Source organism: Micrococcaceae bacterium Sec5.1, assembly GCA_039636795.1.
Classification (GTDB): Bacteria; Actinomycetota; Actinomycetes; order Actinomycetales; family Micrococcaceae; genus Arthrobacter.
Genome location: CP143430.1, coordinates 2,123,330 through 2,141,465 on the forward strand (window position 1 = coordinate 2,123,330; position 18,136 = coordinate 2,141,465).

Here is an 18,136-nt window from a genome sequence, read left to right on the forward strand (position 1 = left end):
TGACATGCCGAGCGGACGTGGAGTGACAACGACATGCTCGGCGCAGGTGGTGATGAGGAACAGGCACCTCAGCGGTTGGGCGCGGTTACTGGGAACTGGCGACGTGCCCGTCCGCGTGGTCCTCAGAAATGGCCCCTTCTGCGGTGTCCTCTCCGCCCACACCCCCTTCAAGACTGCGCAGCAGGTCTTTCGAGAAATGGATACAGCATCATGAATCAGGCTTTTGTGTACGACGCCGTGCGCACCCCGTTCGGCAAGTTCGGTTCCGGCCTTGCCGCCGTCCGCCCGGACGACCTTGCCGCGCATGTGATCAGGGAGTCCGTGAAGCGCGCCCCCGGGCTGGATCCGGAGCGGATTGATGAGGTGGTGTTCGGCAACGCGAACGGCGCGGGCGAGGAGAACCGCAACATCGCCCGCATGGGCACGTTGCTGGCGGGACTGCCTGTATCCATCCCCGGCACCACGGTGAACCGGCTGTGCGGCTCGTCGCTGGATGCTGCAATCATCGCTTCACGCCAGATCAATGCTGGCGACGCGGACCTGGTGCTGGTGGGCGGGGCCGAGTCGATGTCCCGTGCGCCGTGGGTGTTGCCGAAGACCGAGAAGCCGTACCCGGCCGGGGACATGACGCTGGCGTCCACCACCCTTGGGTGGCGCCTGGTGAACAAGGCGATGCCCAAGGAGTGGACCATCTCCCTGGGCGAGGCCACCGAACGGCTGCGGGAGAAGTACAAGGTGACCCGGCAGGCGCAGGATGAGTTCGCCGCGAACTCCCACAACCTGTCCGCCGCCGCGTGGGACGAAGGGTTCTACGACAACCTCGTTGCACCTGTCCCGGGCACGGACCTGGTGCGGGACGAGGGCATCCGCCCCGGTTCCACCGCGGAGAAGCTTGCCGGGCTGAAGACGGTGTTCCGTTCAGAGCCTGAGGGCGCCGAGGTGGGCGGCACCGTCACGGCCGGGAACGCGTCGCCGCTGTCCGACGGCGCCTCCGCGGCTTGGGTGGGGTCCGAGGCTGCCGCCGGGCTGCTGGGGCTCGAGCCGCTGGCGCGTATTGCCGGGCGCGGGGCGCACGGCAATGACCCGCAGTACTTCGGCTACGCCCCGGTGGAGGCGGCGAACAAGGCCCTCGCGAAGGCGGGCATCGGCTGGGACCAGGTGGGCGCCGTCGAACTTAACGAAGCCTTCGCCGCGCAGTCCCTGGCATGCACCAACGCCTGGGGCATCGACCCCGCGATGGTGAACCGGCACGGCGGAGCCATCGCCATGGGCCACCCGCTCGGCGCCTCCGGCACCCGGATCCTGGGCACCCTGGCCCGGTCCCTCCAGGCCTCCGGGGAGCGCTGGGGCGTCGCGGCGATCTGCATCGGCGTGGGCCAGGGCCTGGCCGTGGTCCTCGAAAACGTAACTGCTGGAAAGGCGTAGGGGAATGCTGACTTTTGTAGATTCGGTCCAGGAGGCCGTGGCCGGCATCAAGGACGGTTCCACCGTGATGATCTGCGGGTTCGGCAACGCCGGGCAGCCGTTCGAACTGATCGACGCGCTGCTCGAGTGCGGGGCCAGGGACCTGACGGTGGTGAACAACAACGCCGGGCAGGGTGACCAGGGCCTTGCGCTGCTGATCAAGGAAGGCCGGGTGCGGAAGATGATCTGTTCCTTCCCGCGGCAGTCCGATTCCTGGCACTTTGATGCCAAGTACAAGGCGGGCGAGATTGAACTGGAACTGGTGCCGCAGGGCAACCTGGCCGAGCGGATCCGCGCTGCCGGTGCCGGGATCGGCGGGTTCTTCAGTCCCACGGGGTACGGCACCATGCTGGCCGAGGGCAAGGAAACCCGGATCATTGACGGCCGCGGCCAGGTGTTCGAAACGCCCATCCACGCCGACGTCGCGCTGATCAAGGCCCTGAAGGCGGACGGGAAGGGCAACTTGGTCTACCGCAAGACCGCCCGGAACTTCGGTCCCATCATGGCCGCAGCCGCCAAACAGACCATCGTCCAGGTCTCCGAGATCGTTCCCACGGGTTCTCTTGACCCGGAGAACGTGGTCACGCCCGGTATCTACGTCAATACGGTGGTCCGCGTGGCGGCCTCCTGCAGCACCGCCGGCACGAGCGAGAAGGCGGCCTGAGATGAGCATCCAGTCCAACGAAACATCCCTCCAGACCTCCGCCACGCCCCTGGGCCGGGATGACCTGGCCCGCCTCGTGGCCAAGGACATTGCCCCGGGATCGTTTGTGAACCTGGGCATTGGCCAGCCCACCTTGGTGTCCAACTACCTCACCGAGGACCAGGACATCACGCTCCACACGGAGAACGGGATGCTCGGCATGGGACCCGCCGCCGATGGCGATGAGATTGACGGCGACCTCATCAACGCCGGCAAGATCCCGGTCACCGAACTGCCTGGGGCGTCCTACTTCCACCATGCTGATTCGTTCGCGATGATGCGCGGCGGGCACCTGGACATCTGCGTCCTGGGGGCTTTCCAGGTCTCGGCCACGGGGGACCTGGCAAACTGGCACACCGGGGCACCCGGGGCGATTCCCGCCGTCGGTGGTGCCATGGACCTGGCCACCGGCGCGAAGGACGTTTTCGTGATGATGACGCTCCTGACCCGCGAGGGTGCGTCCAAGATTGTGGAAACCTGCACGTACCCGCTCACCGGCGTCGGCTGCGTCACCCGCGTTTACACCGACAAAGCCGTCTTCCTCACCGGCCCGGACGGCGTCACTGTCCGCGAAACCTTCGGCTGCACCCTGGAAGAACTCCAGGAAGTCGTACCCTTCCCGCTCAAGATCGTCGTGAAGTAACTAGGCGTTCCTCTAGAGCCCTACGAGGAATGTATTCCGAGGCAAGCAAGGAGACAAGACTCATGTACGTAAGCACGCTAACCGGGAGTATTCCATTCCATTCAATCGCTCCGGGGGAATCGGTAGAGGTATTCGATTGGAAGAACGTCTTCCAATGCCGGGGTGTGATCCAAGAGACGGCGCTGGAGTTGGGCGTCGCGTGGATTCGCACAGACATCGGTGAAAGAAGGCTGGTGGACATTCATGAGCATCTAGTGCGACGCTGTCCACCTCCACCCGGCTGGGATCGCTGACGTGGTGCCAATTGACCCCGGCGGCTCACGCTGATGCCTTTGCGCAGTGTGGAGAAAGGGGCAGCTGCTGCTCAAACAGGGGCAACCTGCTTATCGCGGTTGACCGACGCCGCCAAAAAAGGCTCATCGATAGCCTGGGCCTCGACGGAACATCACCGGGTTGGTGCTTGCCGTCCTGCAACTGGGCCGGAAAGCCATACCCATCAATAGGACGTGAACGGGTGCCATTCCTGAACAGAATTCAGATGTGGGCGGACCTCCGCCCAGACGACACGGCCATCGCCGTCGGCGGCCGCGGTTTCAGCTGGTCTGAGCTTCGTGGAGCAGCCGCGGAACTCCTCCCTTCCACTCCGGACCTGTACATTTTGTCCGAACCCAACACGGCCGAATTTGCCGCGCTTTACTGTGCGGGAATCGCCGGGGAACGGCAAATTGCGGTCCTGGATCCCGCGTGGACGCCACAGGCCAGGGAAGAGATTCTTCGCAGGCTGCCCTCCCCGTCGTGGGGCGCGGGTACTGTGTTGGAAGACGGGGACCCTGACTCTGCGTTCCTCATTGGGTTCACGGCAGGGACGACGTCGACGCCGAAGGCCTTTACGCGCTCCCGCCGGTCCTGGCAGGCCTCTCTTGACGCGTCCATCGACTTTTTCGGCCTTCGCCCGGACGACAAGACGTTTGCACCCGGTCCGCTCTCGGCAAGTTTAAGTCTTTACGCGCTCTCCGAGTGCCTCTACGCAGGTACCGCGTTCCATACCCTGCACGGTTTCGAAGTCGGAGATGCCCACGCTGTGATCACGCATGATGGGATTACAAGACTGGTTCTCGTCCCCACGATGCTCCGGCTCTTGAGCGAACGCGGTCTCATGGCATCGGTTGACGCCTCCGGGATCAGGACAATCATCTGCGCTGGATCCAAATTGGATGCCCGGACACTGGAAGCCGCCCGGCGCTGGGCGCCGAACGCCACGATCTTCGAGTACTACGGTGCCGCGGAACTCAGCTTCGTCTCAGGCCGTGGCCTCCCCGCACGGGCACCGCTGGATGCCGCGGGCACCGCCATAGGCCGGCCATTTCCCGGCGTAGAAGTACAGATCCTCGACGATTTGGGGCGGCGCTTGCCAGAGAGCACGCCCGGGAACATCAGCGTCAAAAGCCCCGGAGTGTGTCAGGGATACCTCTGGGGTGATGACGGTAAAGCTCTCCACTACCTTGACGGCCACGTCACAGTGGGCGATCAGGGCTACCTTCAGGACGGCGAATTGCACATTCTCGGGCGGAGCTCGGACATGATCAACACGGCAGGTAAAAACATTTACCCGCACGAGGTCGAACTCGCCCTTTCCTCCATCCCCGGCGTAGAGACCGCCGTGGCAATTGGTATGCCAGATGACCTCCGAGGCCAGCGTGTGGTGGCCGGGGTCGTGGCCTCCTGCGGAGGGCTCACCCCAACCACACTCAACTCGGGCCTGGAAGCACTCCTGAGCAAAGACAAGAGGCCGCTGCACTACTACTTGCTCAGCGAGATTCCCCTTACAGACAGAGGAAAAATAGACCGCAAGATGTTTCTGGAGTGGATTAAGAACAACGACACGCGACTCAATCAACTGCGGTAGACCCAGGTATCTGGCGCACAAGGAGGGCATTTGGCATGTAGAACACACGCCTGCGATGAGTACGGTTGTGTCTGCGCGCTAAAACTTCACCAATCAAGGGCAAGCCTATGACGCCGCTATCGCGGTACAGTCCCGCAAGCGGTACCTCACGGCTGGAAAATCACCCTCGGTGAACTGGACGAGAGATTCGCCGTGAAAATCACGGAAGAGTCCCGATGCGCGGACCTGGCGAAGGCCAATGACGCATGGCAACGTGAAATGGCCGTCTGCGGCGAGCCTGAGATCGGTATCGAGGCCTTCCTCTCCAAGCAGACTCCCACATTTAGATGGACAGGCCGCTTTTCCCGACTCTTCGAACTCTAGGCGGATCCAGATCTTCTGCCGCGGCTCCCCGCCGGGAGCTCAGTCGTCATCCCGGCGGGGCTTTTTGCCAGGGTATCCCGTCTGGCGCCGGAACCGACCAAGGGTTTCGACCAGGCCGTCCACGTCCTCTTGTAAGTCCGGTCCGGACTAATACCGCCGCATTGAGGTCTTGGGCAGCCGTGAGGACCGTCTCCGGCCCTCAGGGGAAATTTGCGCCAGGGTGGCCAAGCCGTCCGTTCTGGGGCTGACCCTCTGCCCGCCGCTGAACGGCCTGCTCGACTAATTCAGACATCCATGGACGGTGCCCCCGGTGGAACGTCACCCCTCTGGCAGTCCTTGGACGGAGGGAACCGAATCAGCAATGTCAATGGTGATGCGGCCACCTCCCAAGGGAGCATTGGTGATGTGCAGGTGCCCATACGACTCCGAGCACGAGATCCATCCATATGCCGCCGACGGAAACGATAGGATCGTAGCGCATCAGACTCGTCACCAACAGGATGGGAGAGGTCGCTGCCCAGGCTTGCGGTGAGCATGCTGTCGGATACGGGACAGGTACAGTGAGTTGCTCCCGGCTGAATCCGCAAAACAGCTCTGGGAGGCGGCCGTCAGAGTAGTCCGCGGCTTCAAGCATAGCAGTGGGCACCCGCTGGGCTTCCTCCACGAAGCCATATCGGAGGAGGCCTGCTGCGACGATTGCGTTGTCGTGGGGCCAGACCGAGCCGTTGTGTTAGCTGGCGGGGTTGTAGGCACCCATGTTCCTTGCCAAGGTGCGCACGCCCCCGGCGCTGAACATCTCCGGGCACATCAAATGCTCCACCACCTGCGGGGCCTTGTCCTCATCGATGAGGCCAAATAACATGCATTGCCCAATGTTCGAAGCGCACGCGTCCACCTGGCGCTTTGAGCCATCGAGGGCGATGGCATAGTAGCCCCGTTCGGGGATCCAGAATTCCTCGTTGAACTGCCTTTTCAGCTGTGACGCCCGATCGGCGAGCTCGTCACCCAAAGCGGCTCACCGGCGTCGTAGGCCAGCCACGCGCGGGACAGGTATGCATTGTGCCGTCGGCGAAGTTGATGCCATCCCAGGAGTCCTTCCAGCCTTGGCTGATAAGCCCGTGAGGATTGAGGCGCTCGTACTCGACAAACCCGTCACCGTCTTTGTCGCCGTAATGCTGGATCCAGTCCAGCGGCTTAGCATCGATCTGCCGTAGTAGTTTATCTGGCCGCCCAGAGACAGCCCGCTGGAAACGTCGAGCCTAAGCTCATGGAGGATTTTGCCTGGTTCCTCCTCGCTCACCGGATCCACCACGGTACCTTGGCGGTCCGCCAGTGTCTGCAGCGTGCCTAGCGCCAGGGACGGATCCACCGTCAGAGCCATTGATGAGGCCACAGCGAGTCCCTGCCGAACAGCGTCATGAACCATGGCGCGCCAGCGCCCACTACAACCCGGTCAGGATGGTCCGGGTCCTCGATGCGAAGGGAACCCAGGTCGTCGTAGCTGCGGCGCAGCGTCCGTTCGATCGACCTATTGCCAATCTGCAGCACGGGAATTCTTGCCACCCACTCACGTCGGCGCCGGTCCCGGGGGGACAAGCCGTCTCCGTCAGGATGAACGAAGGCCGTAGCGGAAGAGACTCTCCCCATGCTGGGCAGCACGGTCACGACTGTGCTCCAGTGTCCATGCGCCGGCACAGATACCCGGTACATCACGCCATCCGAGGCGATGTCGGCGCCGGGTGCCTGGATAGCCGTGGCCTTCCGGACGTCTTGCCAGACGCCCTGGATGGTAAGCGTGGTGCCCTGAGCCTGGCGGGTTTCGTCCCAGCGCCGCTGGATCCTTGCCTCTTTCACTTCGAAGAGATCCGCGAAGTCCGCCTCGATCCTCAGCGCGATGACGCATTCGGCCGACTCAAGGGAGTAGTTGCGAATCGTGATCTGCTCCTGGAAACCGGCGCAGCCGCTCCACGATCAGCTGGCTGTCGGCGTAGCCATCGGAGCGCGCCACGCGTCCGATAAACAGTGCCCTGTACGGCTCCTTCGTCTCGGCTGCCAGCGGCTCCAGTGGCTGCCCATCAACTGTCAGCTCCAGCCTGAAAGGATGCGGGCATCCTGCACGAAAAGACCGTGCGGGTGTCCGCTGTTGATGTGCCCACTGGGCGAAGAAATGCAGAAGGACGACCCCTCGACCAGAGTGACCGCCCCGGCACCCATTGGGCCCGCAGCAGTATCAGCATTCCATCCTGCCATCGAAGACCTCTCACAGAAACTAACACGCGCCGTTATCTGTCAGCGTTGCCCCCACACACCCCCGCTTCTCCAAACAAGACTACTCGGGCTTGAAGTCCGAGCCAGAGCTGACCCTGGACAAGATCCGGATTGCCAAGGTTAGGGAATGCACGGGGGCGATGCATGAACTCCCGCCTCTGGGGGACACTGGGAGGACTTTCAAAATCACGCCTTGGTTCCGGGCGGTTATGGCGGCCAAGGTCCCATAGCAGCCCGGCAATTGGTTAAAGAGCTTCAGACCCTGCAGAGCTTCCGGCATTAGTTTACGGGTTCCGTTTGCGTTGTATTGGAACGGCGATAGCCCGCCTTTCGTCAAGCTACAGGCCGCACCGGAGGAGAGGCCACCCTGGCTTAGTGCTGGGTACGTCATGCCTGCAAAATGGGTTGCATGGGAAAATTTAAAGTCCGGACGGGGCTGGACAGGACTCGGTCTTGGAGGTTCGCGTGGAGCTGCTCCCGCCGTACCGGGTGCTGGCTGAGCAGCTCTGACTTCCAAGGCATGGGGAGGAAACGCCATAAATAATGGCAGGAAAGAGCCCCTTTTGCGGGCACTCACCCGCTGTTTCCGACCGCCGATAACGGTATTCGGTCAAGTAGCTATCTCGTTATACGGGAGGGAGCAGAAACCGTTGGATGGTCCGCTATGTGCCGCACCCGTCGAGGTTCCTCCGAGGTGGCCTCGCCGTCGAGTGGCGTTGGACGGGGTGCGGGCAGCCCGTGGCCAACTTGCGGGCACCGGTCTCTGTCCTCATCTGGCGGGCGAAATTCGGCGCGACGATCTTCGTTGGTGGCAGAATAGCGCTGGATCTCCGTTTTATTGACAGTGGATCCTGGTGTTCTCAGATGCCATCGTGACAGTCGAGGGGAAGAAAACTCCGGTGCGGTAGCCCGATAATCAACGAAATAGTCCAAAGAATTAGGACTTGATGGAAATCGCTTGGGGCAGGGGCTGGCGATGTCACCTATTGCCGGTCGGCAAGTGTCCGAGAACAACACCGGAGCCGCCGACAGGCGAATCCTCCCAGCCACACGGCCCGACGTCGGGTTGGGGTGTAGCCCAACGGACACGAAAAATGATGCCGATTCTTAAAGCCAGCCTGCAGCGCACTGCTGGAAGTAGGGGAGCATATGAGAGGCTGCCAAGGAGTGGCATGTCTCAATTTTCGTGGGCTGTGACAGTCGTCTCATCCATCAGCCGCCCGGCCAGGATCCTGTCACAGGTCTGTCTCCCCTGTAGCGGCGGTGGCGTTTCCAGATCATCTGCCATGGACCAAACTCCGCCGGGACGTCACGCCAAGCGATCCCACGCCGATACCGGTAAATGATGCGCTCCACCACCCGGCGATGGTTTGCTTTAACCTGACGGATCCTTTGCCGGCTGATCCCGGTAAGAATCGGAAAATATGACATTCTGGTCGATCAGACCATGTAATTTAAGAAGGCCAAAGAGAGCCCTGCAGCCAAACTATTTGGAACCTGAGGTCGTGCACCGGGTTCTTCAACTGGTCGCTGGCCCGGGCCCAGCATAGGCGCTGTGGGAAAGATCGGGTGGAGCCCTTCACCCCCGCCCCGTGAACCTTCCCTGCTCTTGCCTGGCCAATAGTACTCAGTCAGGAATTTGGCTACGGGTGGGCTGAATGGACCGACGTCATGGTCCGCATGATCCGATCTGTGACCGTAGAGATCGCTCCGCTGCCGTCCACCTGGGCTACTATGTTGCGCTCGGCGTACTTTGCCACAACTGCTTCGGTTTGCTTGTGATAGAGGTCCAGGCGATGGCGGATGACGGCTTCGTTGTCGTCAGTACGTCTGGTGTCCTTCGCGCGGGCAAGCAGTCGGACCACGAGTTCCTCGTCATCAGTGGTAAGCCGCAGTACGACATCCAGTTTTTGCATGCCCTTGGCGAGTATACGGTCCAGGTATTCCACCTGGGCCAGGGTGCGCGGGTAACCGTCCAAGAGGAAGCCGTGTTCGACGTCTGGCTCGCCGAGGCGCTCACGCACCATCTTGTTCGTGATGCCGTCCGGAACGAAATCGCCAGCGTCTAGGTACTTTTTGGCTTCTAAGCCGAGAGAGGTCAGCCCTTTCACATTGTCGCGGAAGATGTCTCCGGTGGAGATCGCGACGACCTGGAGTCGCTCCGAGATGCGTTCGGCCTGCGTACCCTTACCGGAACCTGGTGGTCCCACAATCAACATTCTGGTCATCTGCAATAGCCTTCTTCGTAGTGGTGCGCTTCGTTATTGGTCTGCATTGCTGGTCGGAGTACTCCGCGCCCGCCCTATAGACGGTGGCGGGTCGACGCTTTGTTTAGATTTAGGCCGAGCATAAGACTGTTGTGAGCATCATCGGGCTGAATGGATCGACTGACCCTCAGGTGTAATTCCGACACGAGATGTCCTGGGCTTTTGAGCGTCTAGAGTGGAGCGTTGGTAAGCGCGAACGGTGGGCGCAACAGTCCCGGCGTAAGTCCCTGGGCGGGATCGCTGCCGAGATGGACCACCTTGTTGTTTTCGTCAACGTGGACCACTTTGGGATCGTAGTTCTTGGCTTCCTCGGTAGTCATTTCGGAGTAGGTAATTAGAATGACTATGTCGTTTTCCTGCACCAGGTGCGCTGCGGGGCCGTTGATGCCGATTACGCCTGAGCCACGTCGACCGGCGATGGTGTATGTTTCCAGGCGCGCGCCATTGGTTACGTCGACAATGGCTACGAGCTCACCGGGGAGGATGTCGGCGGCGTCGAGTAGATCCAGATCTACCGTCACTGAGCCTACATAATGGAGGTCAGCGTGTGTGACGGTGGCGCGGTGGATTTTTGACTTGAACATTGTTCGGTTCATGGGATGCTCCTGTTTAACTCCCGGTTTGTGGCCCAGACGATGTAGTCGATTTGGCATCGCGGGCAAAGCGCGACGGCGGCAGGCCGCTCAGCCAACCGCGTCTCTGTGACTTTTTGTCCTCTTTGCGAGGACCTAGGTGGGTAGGAAGTGCGTAAAGACCTGGTATCCGTCATGACGGGCAATGATCTGCCTTGAAGCGGTGCCGTCCAGTGAGATCCAGAGCAGCGAGTCGTCAGGCATGACGGCATCCACTATTCCTTCGCGGATGAATTTTCCGTCTTTCCAGATTTCTACGAGCTGCCCGAGGGCGCGTTGCCAATCTGGTTGTAGGTGGAGGTCCAATCCTTGCTCCTCAATACACGACTATTGGCTCTACCCGCGTTTGTCAGGGGAGCCGGCGGTGTGGCGCCGTGAGCCGTTGCGATTAGTTGATGATCCGGGTGATCATCCGGCGCCCCACCGCAGGAATTTGGGCAGTGGACTGCCGGTTAGAGGGAGCGCTGGTCTGGGCCTTTGTATGCGCTGAGCGGGCGGATGAGGGAGTTGGACGCCGCCTGTTCCATGATGTGGGCGGTCCAGCCGGTGATGCGGCTGGCGACGAAGATCGGTGTGAACGTGGGAGTGTCGAAGCCGATGAGGTGGTAAGTGGGTCCGGCAGGGTAGTCGAGGTTAGGCTTGATGGCCTTGGCCTCATCCATCGCTTTCTCAAGCCCTTGGTAAAGGCCTAGGAGTTCGGGCCTGCCGTAGTGGGCGATCATTTTGTCCAGGGCTGCTTTCATGGTGGGAACGCGGGAATCGCCGTTCTTGTAGACGCGGTGGCCGAAGCCCATGATCTTCTTCTTCTGGGCCAGGGCGTCTTCCATCCAGGCCCGGGCCCTGGCCGCGGCTTTCTCGAGGGATTCTTCGCTGCGGATGCCGATTTCCTCGAAGGTGTGCATGACGGCTTCGTTGGCTCCGCCATGCAGGGGGCCCTTGAGAGCACCGATAGCCGCGGTGACGGCGGAGTGGAGGTCCGAGAGGGTGGATGTGACAACCCTGGCGGTGAAGGTTGAAGCGTTGAAGGAGTGCTCCGCGTAGAGGATCATCGAGACGTCGAAGGCCTCGATGACGTCGTCTGCTGGCTCTTCGCCGAAGGTCATCCAGAGGAAGTTGGCGGAGTAGCCGAGATCGTCGCGGGGCTCCACGACATCCAGGCCGTGCCGGCGGCGCTGGTCGTAAGCCACGACGGCGGGCATCGCCGAGAAAAGGTCGATGGCCTTGTTCATATTGGCCTCGGGCGACGAATCTTCTGCCAGCTCGTGCCGTGCTCCCAGCACCGAGGCTGCCGTGCGGCAGATATCCATGGGGTGTGCCTCGCTGGGCAAGGCGTCGATGATGGCCTTGAGCGCAGGGTCGAGTGCCCGGCCAGCCCGTTCCCGGGCTGTGAATTCCGTGAGCTGTTCCGGGGTTGGCAGTTCGCCGTTCCAGAGCAGGTAGGCGACCTCTTCGAAGCTGCATTTTGCGGCCAGTTCCTGTACTGGGTATCCCCGGTAGAGCAATGAGTTGGTGTCGGGGTTGACCTTGGAGACGGCGGTGTAATCCACCACGACGCCGGCGAGGCCCTTTTTGATCTCTGTGTCAGTCATGCTGAACTCCTTCGTTGCAGCCCTGTACTAGCGGACGTGGGGGATTTGGAAATTGAAGATGCCGGAATCGAATTTGTTGTAGGCCTCGTAATCCACGAGGTCGTAGAGCCGGACTCTGGTGAGCATTTCAGGAACACGTACTTCTTGAGTTCCCAGTCTCTTGAGTGTGTCCAGAACGCGTTCAGCTGCCCCCATGGCACTGCGGAGGAGGGTAACGGGGTAGATGACCATATTGACGCCCACGGCCTGCAGCTCTCTCGTCGAGAAGAGGTCGCTTTTGCCAAATTCGGTCATATTGGCGAGGATCGGGACGTCCACGGCGTCACGGATGGCACGGAACTCGTGCAGGTCCTTCATGGCTTCGGGGAAGATGGCGTCGGCGCCGGCGTCCACGAGGGCTTTGGCGCGGTCCTTGGCTGCTTGGATTCCATCGACGGCGCGGATGTCGGTGCGGGCCATGATGAGGAAGTTCGGATCGCGGCGGGCGTCTGCTGCGGCGCGGATGCGTTTGGTGGCGGTGTCGATGTCCACGACGTTTTTGCCGTCCAGGTGGCCGCAGCGTTTGGGGTTGAACTGGTCTTCGATGTGGCAGCCGGCGAGGCCTGCGTTTTCGAGTTCCTGGATGGTGCGGGCCACGTTCATGGGTTCACCGAAGCCGGTGTCCGCGTCCACGAGGGAGGGCAGGTCGGTCATGCGGGCGATCTGCCCGGCGCGGGTGGCCACCTCGGTGAGGGTGGTCAGGCCGATGTCGGGCAGGCCGAGGTCGTTGGCCAGGACCGCGCCGGAGATGTAGACCCCGGCGAAGCCCTTTTCCTCGATCAGCCGGGCCGAGAGCGGGTTGAACGCGCCCGGGAACTGGTGCACGGTCCCGGAGGCCAGCAGTTCCCGCAGCTTCAGTCTTTTCTGTTCGGGTGTGGTTTTGGAGTACAGCATTTAGAACAGTCCCTTCGGAGCTGCCGCGAGGTCGATCACGCCGGGGGCTGCGGTGATGTTCAGTTGGTCCAGTTCGCCTGCGCCGAGTTCGGTGACGCGTTCGACGGCGGTGAGGAACCGTTCGATTTCGGCTTCCTCCACCAGACCGCCAGCGAGGGTGCGGAACTTGTTGATGTATTGCTCGCGGGCGAACGGCCGGGCACCGAGCGGGTGCGCGTCGGCCACGGCGATTTCATCGGTGATAACGGTGCCGTCGGTGAGCGTGATTTCCACGGAACCGCCGAAGGCTTTCTCTGCGATGTCCAGGGAGTGGTAGCGGCGGGTCCACTCGGGGTCTTCCACGGTGTTGACCTTCTGCCAGAGTTCCACGGTGTCCGGGCGGGCGGCCCGTTCGGGGGCGTAGGAGTGAACGTGGTGCCAGGCGCCGTCCTGCAGGGCGACGGTGAAGATGTACGGGATGGAGTGGTCCAGGGTTTCCCGGGACGCTGTGGGGGAGTACTTCTGGGGATCGTTCGCGCCCGAGCCGATCACGTAGTGCGTGTGATGGCTGGTCTTGATCAGCACCGACTTCACATTTGCAGGATCGGTGGTTTCGGGGTGTTCGCGGTTGAGTTTGCGGGCGAGGTCGATCCACGCCTGGGCCTGGTACTCGGCGGAGTGTTCCTTGGTGTACGTGTCCAGGATGGCGCGCTTCGCTTCACCGGGCAGCGGCAGCGGGACCTCGTAGGCGGCGTCCGGACCGTCCAGCATCCAGGCGATCACGCCGTCTTCGCCTTCGTAGATCGGCACGGGCGAGGTCTGTCCGCGCATGGAACGGTCCACCGCTTCGACGGCCATCTTGCCCGCGAAGGCCGGGGCGTGGGCCTTCCACGTGGAGATTTCGCCCTTGCGGGACTGCCGGGTGGCGGTGGTGGTGTGCAGGGCCTGACCCACGGACTGGAAGATCGTCTCAACATCCAGGCCCAACAACGTGCCGATCCCGGCTGCGGCGGACGGGCCGAGGTGGGCGACGTGGTCGATCTTGTGCTTGTGCAGGCAGATGGCCTTGACCAGGTTCACCTGGATCTCATACCCGGTGGCGATGCCGCGGACCAGGTCGGCACCGTTGGCACCGACGTGCTGGGCGACGGAGAGGATTGGCGGGATGTTATCTCCCGGGTGGGAGTAGTCCGCAGCGAGGAATGTGTCGTGGTAGTCCAGTTCCCGCACAGCGACCCCGTTGGCCCAGGCCGCCCACTCCGGGGAGACCCGTTCAGTGATCCCGAAAACGTGCCCGCCCTTGCCGTTCGTGGACGGCCCATGCGTCAATGCCTGGGCACGTGCCGCGACAATGGGTGCGCGGTTCAGCGAGGCGATGGCCACCGACGCGTTGTCGATGATCCGGTTGATCACCATTTCCGTGACCTCGGGAGTGACGTCGACGGGGTCGGCGGCGACCAGGGCGATCTTATGCGCCAACTGCTCGGCACGGGGAAGGTTCTCTTCGCTCCTGTAGACGCGGAGGTGGTTGTTCTTGACCATGATGCTCCTTATTGAGGCGTGTGGGTGGCCTTGAGATGAGAAAGACTGCGGTGCAGATGAAGTGTGGTGGCGGCTTCGGCAAGCCGGGGGCTCCCCGCGGCGATGGCTTCGGCAATGGCAGCGTGCTCCGCGGCTGCGGTTGTGAGCCGGATGGCGTCGTCGGCGGCCAACCGCCGGACCCGCACAAGATGCACCCGCAAGCTCCGCATCGCCTGTTTATGGTAGGAGTTGGCGATGGCGTTGTCGATGGCCTCATCGAGGCGGCTAACGAGCGCGTAATAAGCGTGGCGCGCAGGATCGGCACCGCTGATGAGCCCAGGAGCTGCCATCAGGTCTTCGTGCAGCTCCCGAAAAACTGCTGAGTCGCCCCGCTCGGCAGCCAGCGCCGCCGCCTTGCCTTCGAGTGTCTCGCGGAGCTCGAACAGTTCGTCGATGTCCTCAAGCGAGATATCGGTAACGACGACGCCGCGACCCCGGGCAGTCTGCGTTAGACCTTCGGCGCCCAATCGTCCAAGGGCCTCCCGGAGCGGAGTTCGAGACACGCCGAGCCGCTCGGATTGTTCGACTTCGGCCAAAACCGTTCCCGGCAGGAGACGCCACTCCAAGATCTCTTCACGGAGGGCTTGGTAAGCCCGTTGACTAGCGCGCATCTAGCCAATGTATACACACATGTAGCCTTAAGCAAAGTAAAGGAAGAATAAGCCTTAGTTTGTATACAAACGGCGGGGCGCGCGAGGTGGGGTGCGGGGGTGAAGAAGCAAAAGATACGCACTCCCACCAGTTGGCCCAACGAAGAGTGGGCAAGGCCGCATCGACGAAAGACCGACGCCCTTGCGGAAGGGTGCACGGCTCGCATCTCCGTCGAGGCTCTTTGCGCTCAACCTTCAGCTTGTCCAATCTGCATGCTGAACCCATGGCACTTTGTAGATGAGTGACGGGGTAGATGATCATATTGACGCTTACGCTCTCAAGATGGCTTGAAGGTGAAGGGGTCACTCTCTTCGAACCCGTCATACACACCGCGCTGGTGGCTGTCCCGGGAGCTCCCCGCCACCACCATCTCTACCAGCGCATCTCAGCATGTCATCAAGGTCAGCCCAGCGGCCCACCGGCGACATAGAGGACCTGTGCTTCTTCCGCGAGGCCAGGGCGGCGACGGCGGGGCCATTCCTGGCTAGGCGGAGGACAACTGCGGCGCGAAGCCGCGTGCCGCTCCTGCCATGATCGCTAGGCGAGGGGTCTCTTTGTGTGCGAGTTCACGTCGTGAGCAAGTCGCCGGCGGAATTTTGACGGTCCCGTGCATTAGTCAACAGATGCCCCCCGGATAGTCGTCGTCGCCCGTCGTTGGGCTGACTCGGATCGTGCCGTAAAGGCCTGGTCCTAAGGACTTCGTGACGAGTTGCATCTTGAAGTTCCGGCGGAGGCCCCATGCGTGTCCCGTTCCTTCGGGCTGCTCGATGGTGAATTTTCCCGGACCAGGCCGAGTCATTCCCTCGGCAAGGGGCAAGATAGCCCCCGTGGTGCCTCATGTCAATGTGCTCGCGTGATGGCGGCGGGTGCCTCAGCTAAATTGCTCGCGAAATCCTGGTGGTGCCGGTCGCTGCGCGGAGTTTGACCCGGGTGATGAGCTTGGTTTGGATCTGATTGATCTCTCGGGTGATTTCGGCGGGGTTGAGTGAGTCGTGGATGTCCTTGAGCTCTTTGGCTGCTGCGGGGTCCAGGATTCCTGTGTCTAGAAGTCTCAGGTAGGCGGTGCGCGGCTGGTCATAAACCCGCCGGGTCCGGCCGGAGGGGCGTTTGTTCCAGCCCGCGGCCTTCTTCATGGGCAACAGGTAGTTCTTCCGCTGGTTCACCAGGGTCCAGAGCTCGTTGAGCAACACCATTTCCTCGGGACCTTCGTACCGGTAACGGAACGCATGCCGGCGCACCCAGTCGTTGTTGCGCTGCTCGACGTGGGCGTTGTCGTTGTGCTGGTACGGGCGGGCGCGGGTGAGCGGAATGTTCTCCTCGGCCGCCCAGGCCACGAATTGATGGTTGACGAATTCCCCGCCGTTGTCGAAGTCGATGCCCGTGACCGGGTAGGGCAGTTCCTCGATGATGGCTTTGATGGCATCGAGCACCAACCGGTGTCCGCGGCTTCTGATGCACACTGTCCTTGTCCACCCCAGAAACACGTCTGTTGCCGTAAGGGTCCACAGATAGTCTCCGACCAGATTGTCGCCGCAATGGGCGACCGTGTCGATTTCCAGGAACCCCGGCCGCTGTTCCATCGGAGTGCCCGTCCACCGCACCGGGATGTCCTGCCGGAGCATTGTCCCGGCCTTCGTCGGCGAAGGAGGCTTCGGATACCGGGCAGCCCGTGGTGCCTCATGTCAATGTGCTCGCGTGATGGCGGCGGGTGCCTCAGCTAAATTGCTCGCGAAATCCTGGTGGTGCCGGTCGCTGCGCGGAGTTTGACCCGGGTGATGAGCTTGGTTTGGATCTGATTGATCTCTCGGGTGATTTCGGCGGGGTTGAGTGAGTCGTGGATGTCCTTGAGCTCTTTGGCTGCTGCGGGGTCCAGGATTCCTGTGTCTAGAAGTCTCAGGTAGGCGGTGCGCGGCTGGTCATAAACCCGCCGGGTCCGGCCTGAGGGGCGTTTGTTCCAGCCCGCGGCCTTCTTCATGGGCAACAGGTAGTTCTTCCGCTGGTTCACCAGGGTCCAGAGCTCGTTGAGCAACACCATTTCCTCGGGACCTTCGTACCGGTAACGGAACGCATGCCGGCGCACCCAGTCGTTGTTGCGCTGCTCGACGTGGGCGTTGTCGTTGTGCTGGTACGGGCGGGCGCGGGTGAGCGGAATGTTCTCCTCGGCCGCCCAGGCCACGAATTGATGGTTGACGAATTCCCCGCCGTTGTCGAAGTCGATGCCCGTGACCGGGTAGGGCAGTTCCTCGATGATGGCTTTGATGGCATCGAGCACCAACCGGTGTCCGCGGCTTCTGATGCACACTGTCCTTGTCCACCCCAGAAACACGTCTGTTGCCGTAAGGGTCCACAGATAGTCTCCGACCAGATTGTCGCCGCAATGGGCGACCGTGTCGATTTCCAGGAACCCCGGCCGCTGTTCCATCGGAGTGCCCGTCCACCGCACCGGGATGTCCTGCCGGAGCATTGTCCCGGCCTTCGTCGGCGAAGGAGGCTTCGGATACCGGGCAGCCTTGACCGTGCGCAGATAGCGGTCGATCGTCGCCCCCGACATTGACAGCAGCTCTCTGCGGACCTCGGCTGTGAGCAAAGCAGCCACGGGACCAAGTTCATCAAAACGCCCCAAAGCCTCCAGCGAATCCTCCATCACCACGGCCAGATACTTCCCGCACGGCTCACCGACAAGGCTCCACACCCGGGCCAGGACCGTGATGGAAGTAGCCGAATACTTACGCTCCCGCCGCCTGGGAACCTTCCGCGGCACCCCGCGCCGCTTCGCCGCCGCCGTCAACTGCCGCCGAGCGTTGGCCCGGGACCATCCCGTCACGGCCACTACCAGATCCAGAACCTCGCCCTTGCGCTTCTTGCCCGCCCGCGCATACTCAAGGCCCTGCTTCTTCGTGATCTCCCGACGCGCTTCCATCGACAACTCGCCCATCCCTCAAGGACACCGCGCCCGCCCCGGACCCGGCCAGCACTTTCGCGAGCATCCCTAACTGAGGCACCACCAGGATTTCGCGAGCACACTGGCTGAGTCTCGTCGGCCCCTTGACAATCGATACTCCCCCCGTCAGTATTTATGTGAGGCCTGACACAGGTTGGGGCGTGCCGAGGTTCCATGGGGGAGTAGGTCACACCAAACTGCTGCAAGATCCATGGA

Annotated in this window: 14 protein-coding genes and 2 pseudogenes; 5 read left to right on the forward strand and 11 right to left on the reverse strand. The window is 62.1% G+C overall.

The features are described from left to right. Window positions 1-210: 210 nt before the first annotated feature. The 5 genes from VUN82_09850 to VUN82_09870 all read left to right on the forward strand — a co-directional run bounded on the left by VUN82_09850 (window position 211) and on the right by VUN82_09870 (window position 5,079). Window positions 211-1,425, forward strand: a complete 1,215-nt coding sequence (locus VUN82_09850) for a thiolase family protein (protein ID XAS74104.1) — start codon at window positions 211-213, stop codon at window positions 1,423-1,425. A gap of 4 nt (window positions 1,426-1,429) precedes the next feature. After that, entirely contained in the window at window positions 1,430-2,128 is a 699-nt protein-coding gene (locus tag VUN82_09855; GenBank protein XAS74105.1) for a 3-oxoacid CoA-transferase subunit A, read from the forward strand. Between the two features lies 1 nt (window position 2,129). Further along, on the forward strand, window positions 2,130-2,810 hold the full coding sequence (locus VUN82_09860) for a 3-oxoacid CoA-transferase subunit B (GenBank protein XAS74106.1): 681 nt from the start codon (window positions 2,130-2,132) through the stop codon (window positions 2,808-2,810). 514 nt (window positions 2,811-3,324) lie between these two features. Then, complete coding sequence (locus VUN82_09865) at window positions 3,325-4,716, forward strand: AMP-binding protein (GenBank protein XAS74107.1); 1,392 nt, start codon at window positions 3,325-3,327, stop codon at window positions 4,714-4,716. Between the two features lie 192 nt (window positions 4,717-4,908). Continuing rightward, complete coding sequence (locus tag VUN82_09870) at window positions 4,909-5,079, forward strand: hypothetical protein (protein ID XAS74108.1); 171 nt, start codon at window positions 4,909-4,911, stop codon at window positions 5,077-5,079. A gap of 199 nt (window positions 5,080-5,278) precedes the next feature. On the opposite strand, the pseudogene VUN82_09875 reads toward VUN82_09870, so the two are convergent. From VUN82_09875 to VUN82_09925, 11 genes and pseudogenes are all read right to left on the reverse strand, one after another. Next, a pseudogene (locus VUN82_09875) lies at window positions 5,279-7,329 on the reverse strand (glycogen debranching N-terminal domain-containing protein). A gap of 1,281 nt (window positions 7,330-8,610) precedes the next feature. After that, a pseudogene (locus tag VUN82_09880) lies at window positions 8,611-8,718 on the reverse strand (transposase). 272 nt (window positions 8,719-8,990) lie between these two features. Continuing rightward, window positions 8,991-9,566, reverse strand: a complete 576-nt coding sequence (locus VUN82_09885; protein XAS74661.1) for an adenylate kinase — start codon at window positions 9,564-9,566, stop codon at window positions 8,991-8,993. 218 nt (window positions 9,567-9,784) lie between these two features. Beyond that, window positions 9,785-10,210 (reverse strand): aspartate 1-decarboxylase, encoded by a 426-nt coding sequence (gene panD / locus VUN82_09890; protein XAS74109.1) that lies wholly within the window; start codon window positions 10,208-10,210, stop codon window positions 9,785-9,787. Window positions 10,211-10,342: 132 nt separating this feature from the next. Beyond that, complete coding sequence (locus VUN82_09895; protein XAS74110.1) at window positions 10,343-10,552, reverse strand: hypothetical protein; 210 nt, start codon at window positions 10,550-10,552, stop codon at window positions 10,343-10,345. Window positions 10,553-10,698: 146 nt separating this feature from the next. After that, window positions 10,699-11,835 (reverse strand): bifunctional 2-methylcitrate synthase/citrate synthase, encoded by a 1,137-nt coding sequence (locus tag VUN82_09900; GenBank protein ID XAS74111.1) that lies wholly within the window; start codon window positions 11,833-11,835, stop codon window positions 10,699-10,701. Between the two features lie 27 nt (window positions 11,836-11,862). Next, window positions 11,863-12,768 (reverse strand): methylisocitrate lyase, encoded by a 906-nt coding sequence (gene prpB, locus VUN82_09905; protein ID XAS74112.1) that lies wholly within the window; start codon window positions 12,766-12,768, stop codon window positions 11,863-11,865. Beyond that, window positions 12,769-14,289, reverse strand: a complete 1,521-nt coding sequence (locus VUN82_09910) for an MmgE/PrpD family protein (protein ID XAS74113.1) — start codon at window positions 14,287-14,289, stop codon at window positions 12,769-12,771. A gap of 8 nt (window positions 14,290-14,297) precedes the next feature. Then, on the reverse strand, window positions 14,298-14,939 hold the full coding sequence (locus VUN82_09915) for a GntR family transcriptional regulator (GenBank protein XAS74114.1): 642 nt from the start codon (window positions 14,937-14,939) through the stop codon (window positions 14,298-14,300). Between the two features lie 915 nt (window positions 14,940-15,854). Beyond that, on the reverse strand, window positions 15,855-16,601 hold the full coding sequence (locus VUN82_09920) for a transposase family protein (GenBank protein XAS74115.1): 747 nt from the start codon (window positions 16,599-16,601) through the stop codon (window positions 15,855-15,857). Between the two features lie 95 nt (window positions 16,602-16,696). Next, the gene (locus VUN82_09925; protein XAS74116.1) at window positions 16,697-17,914 is read right to left on the reverse strand and encodes a transposase family protein; all 1,218 of its coding nucleotides are present in this window, start codon (window positions 17,912-17,914) and stop codon (window positions 16,697-16,699) included. Between the last annotated feature and the right edge of the window lie 222 nt (window positions 17,915-18,136).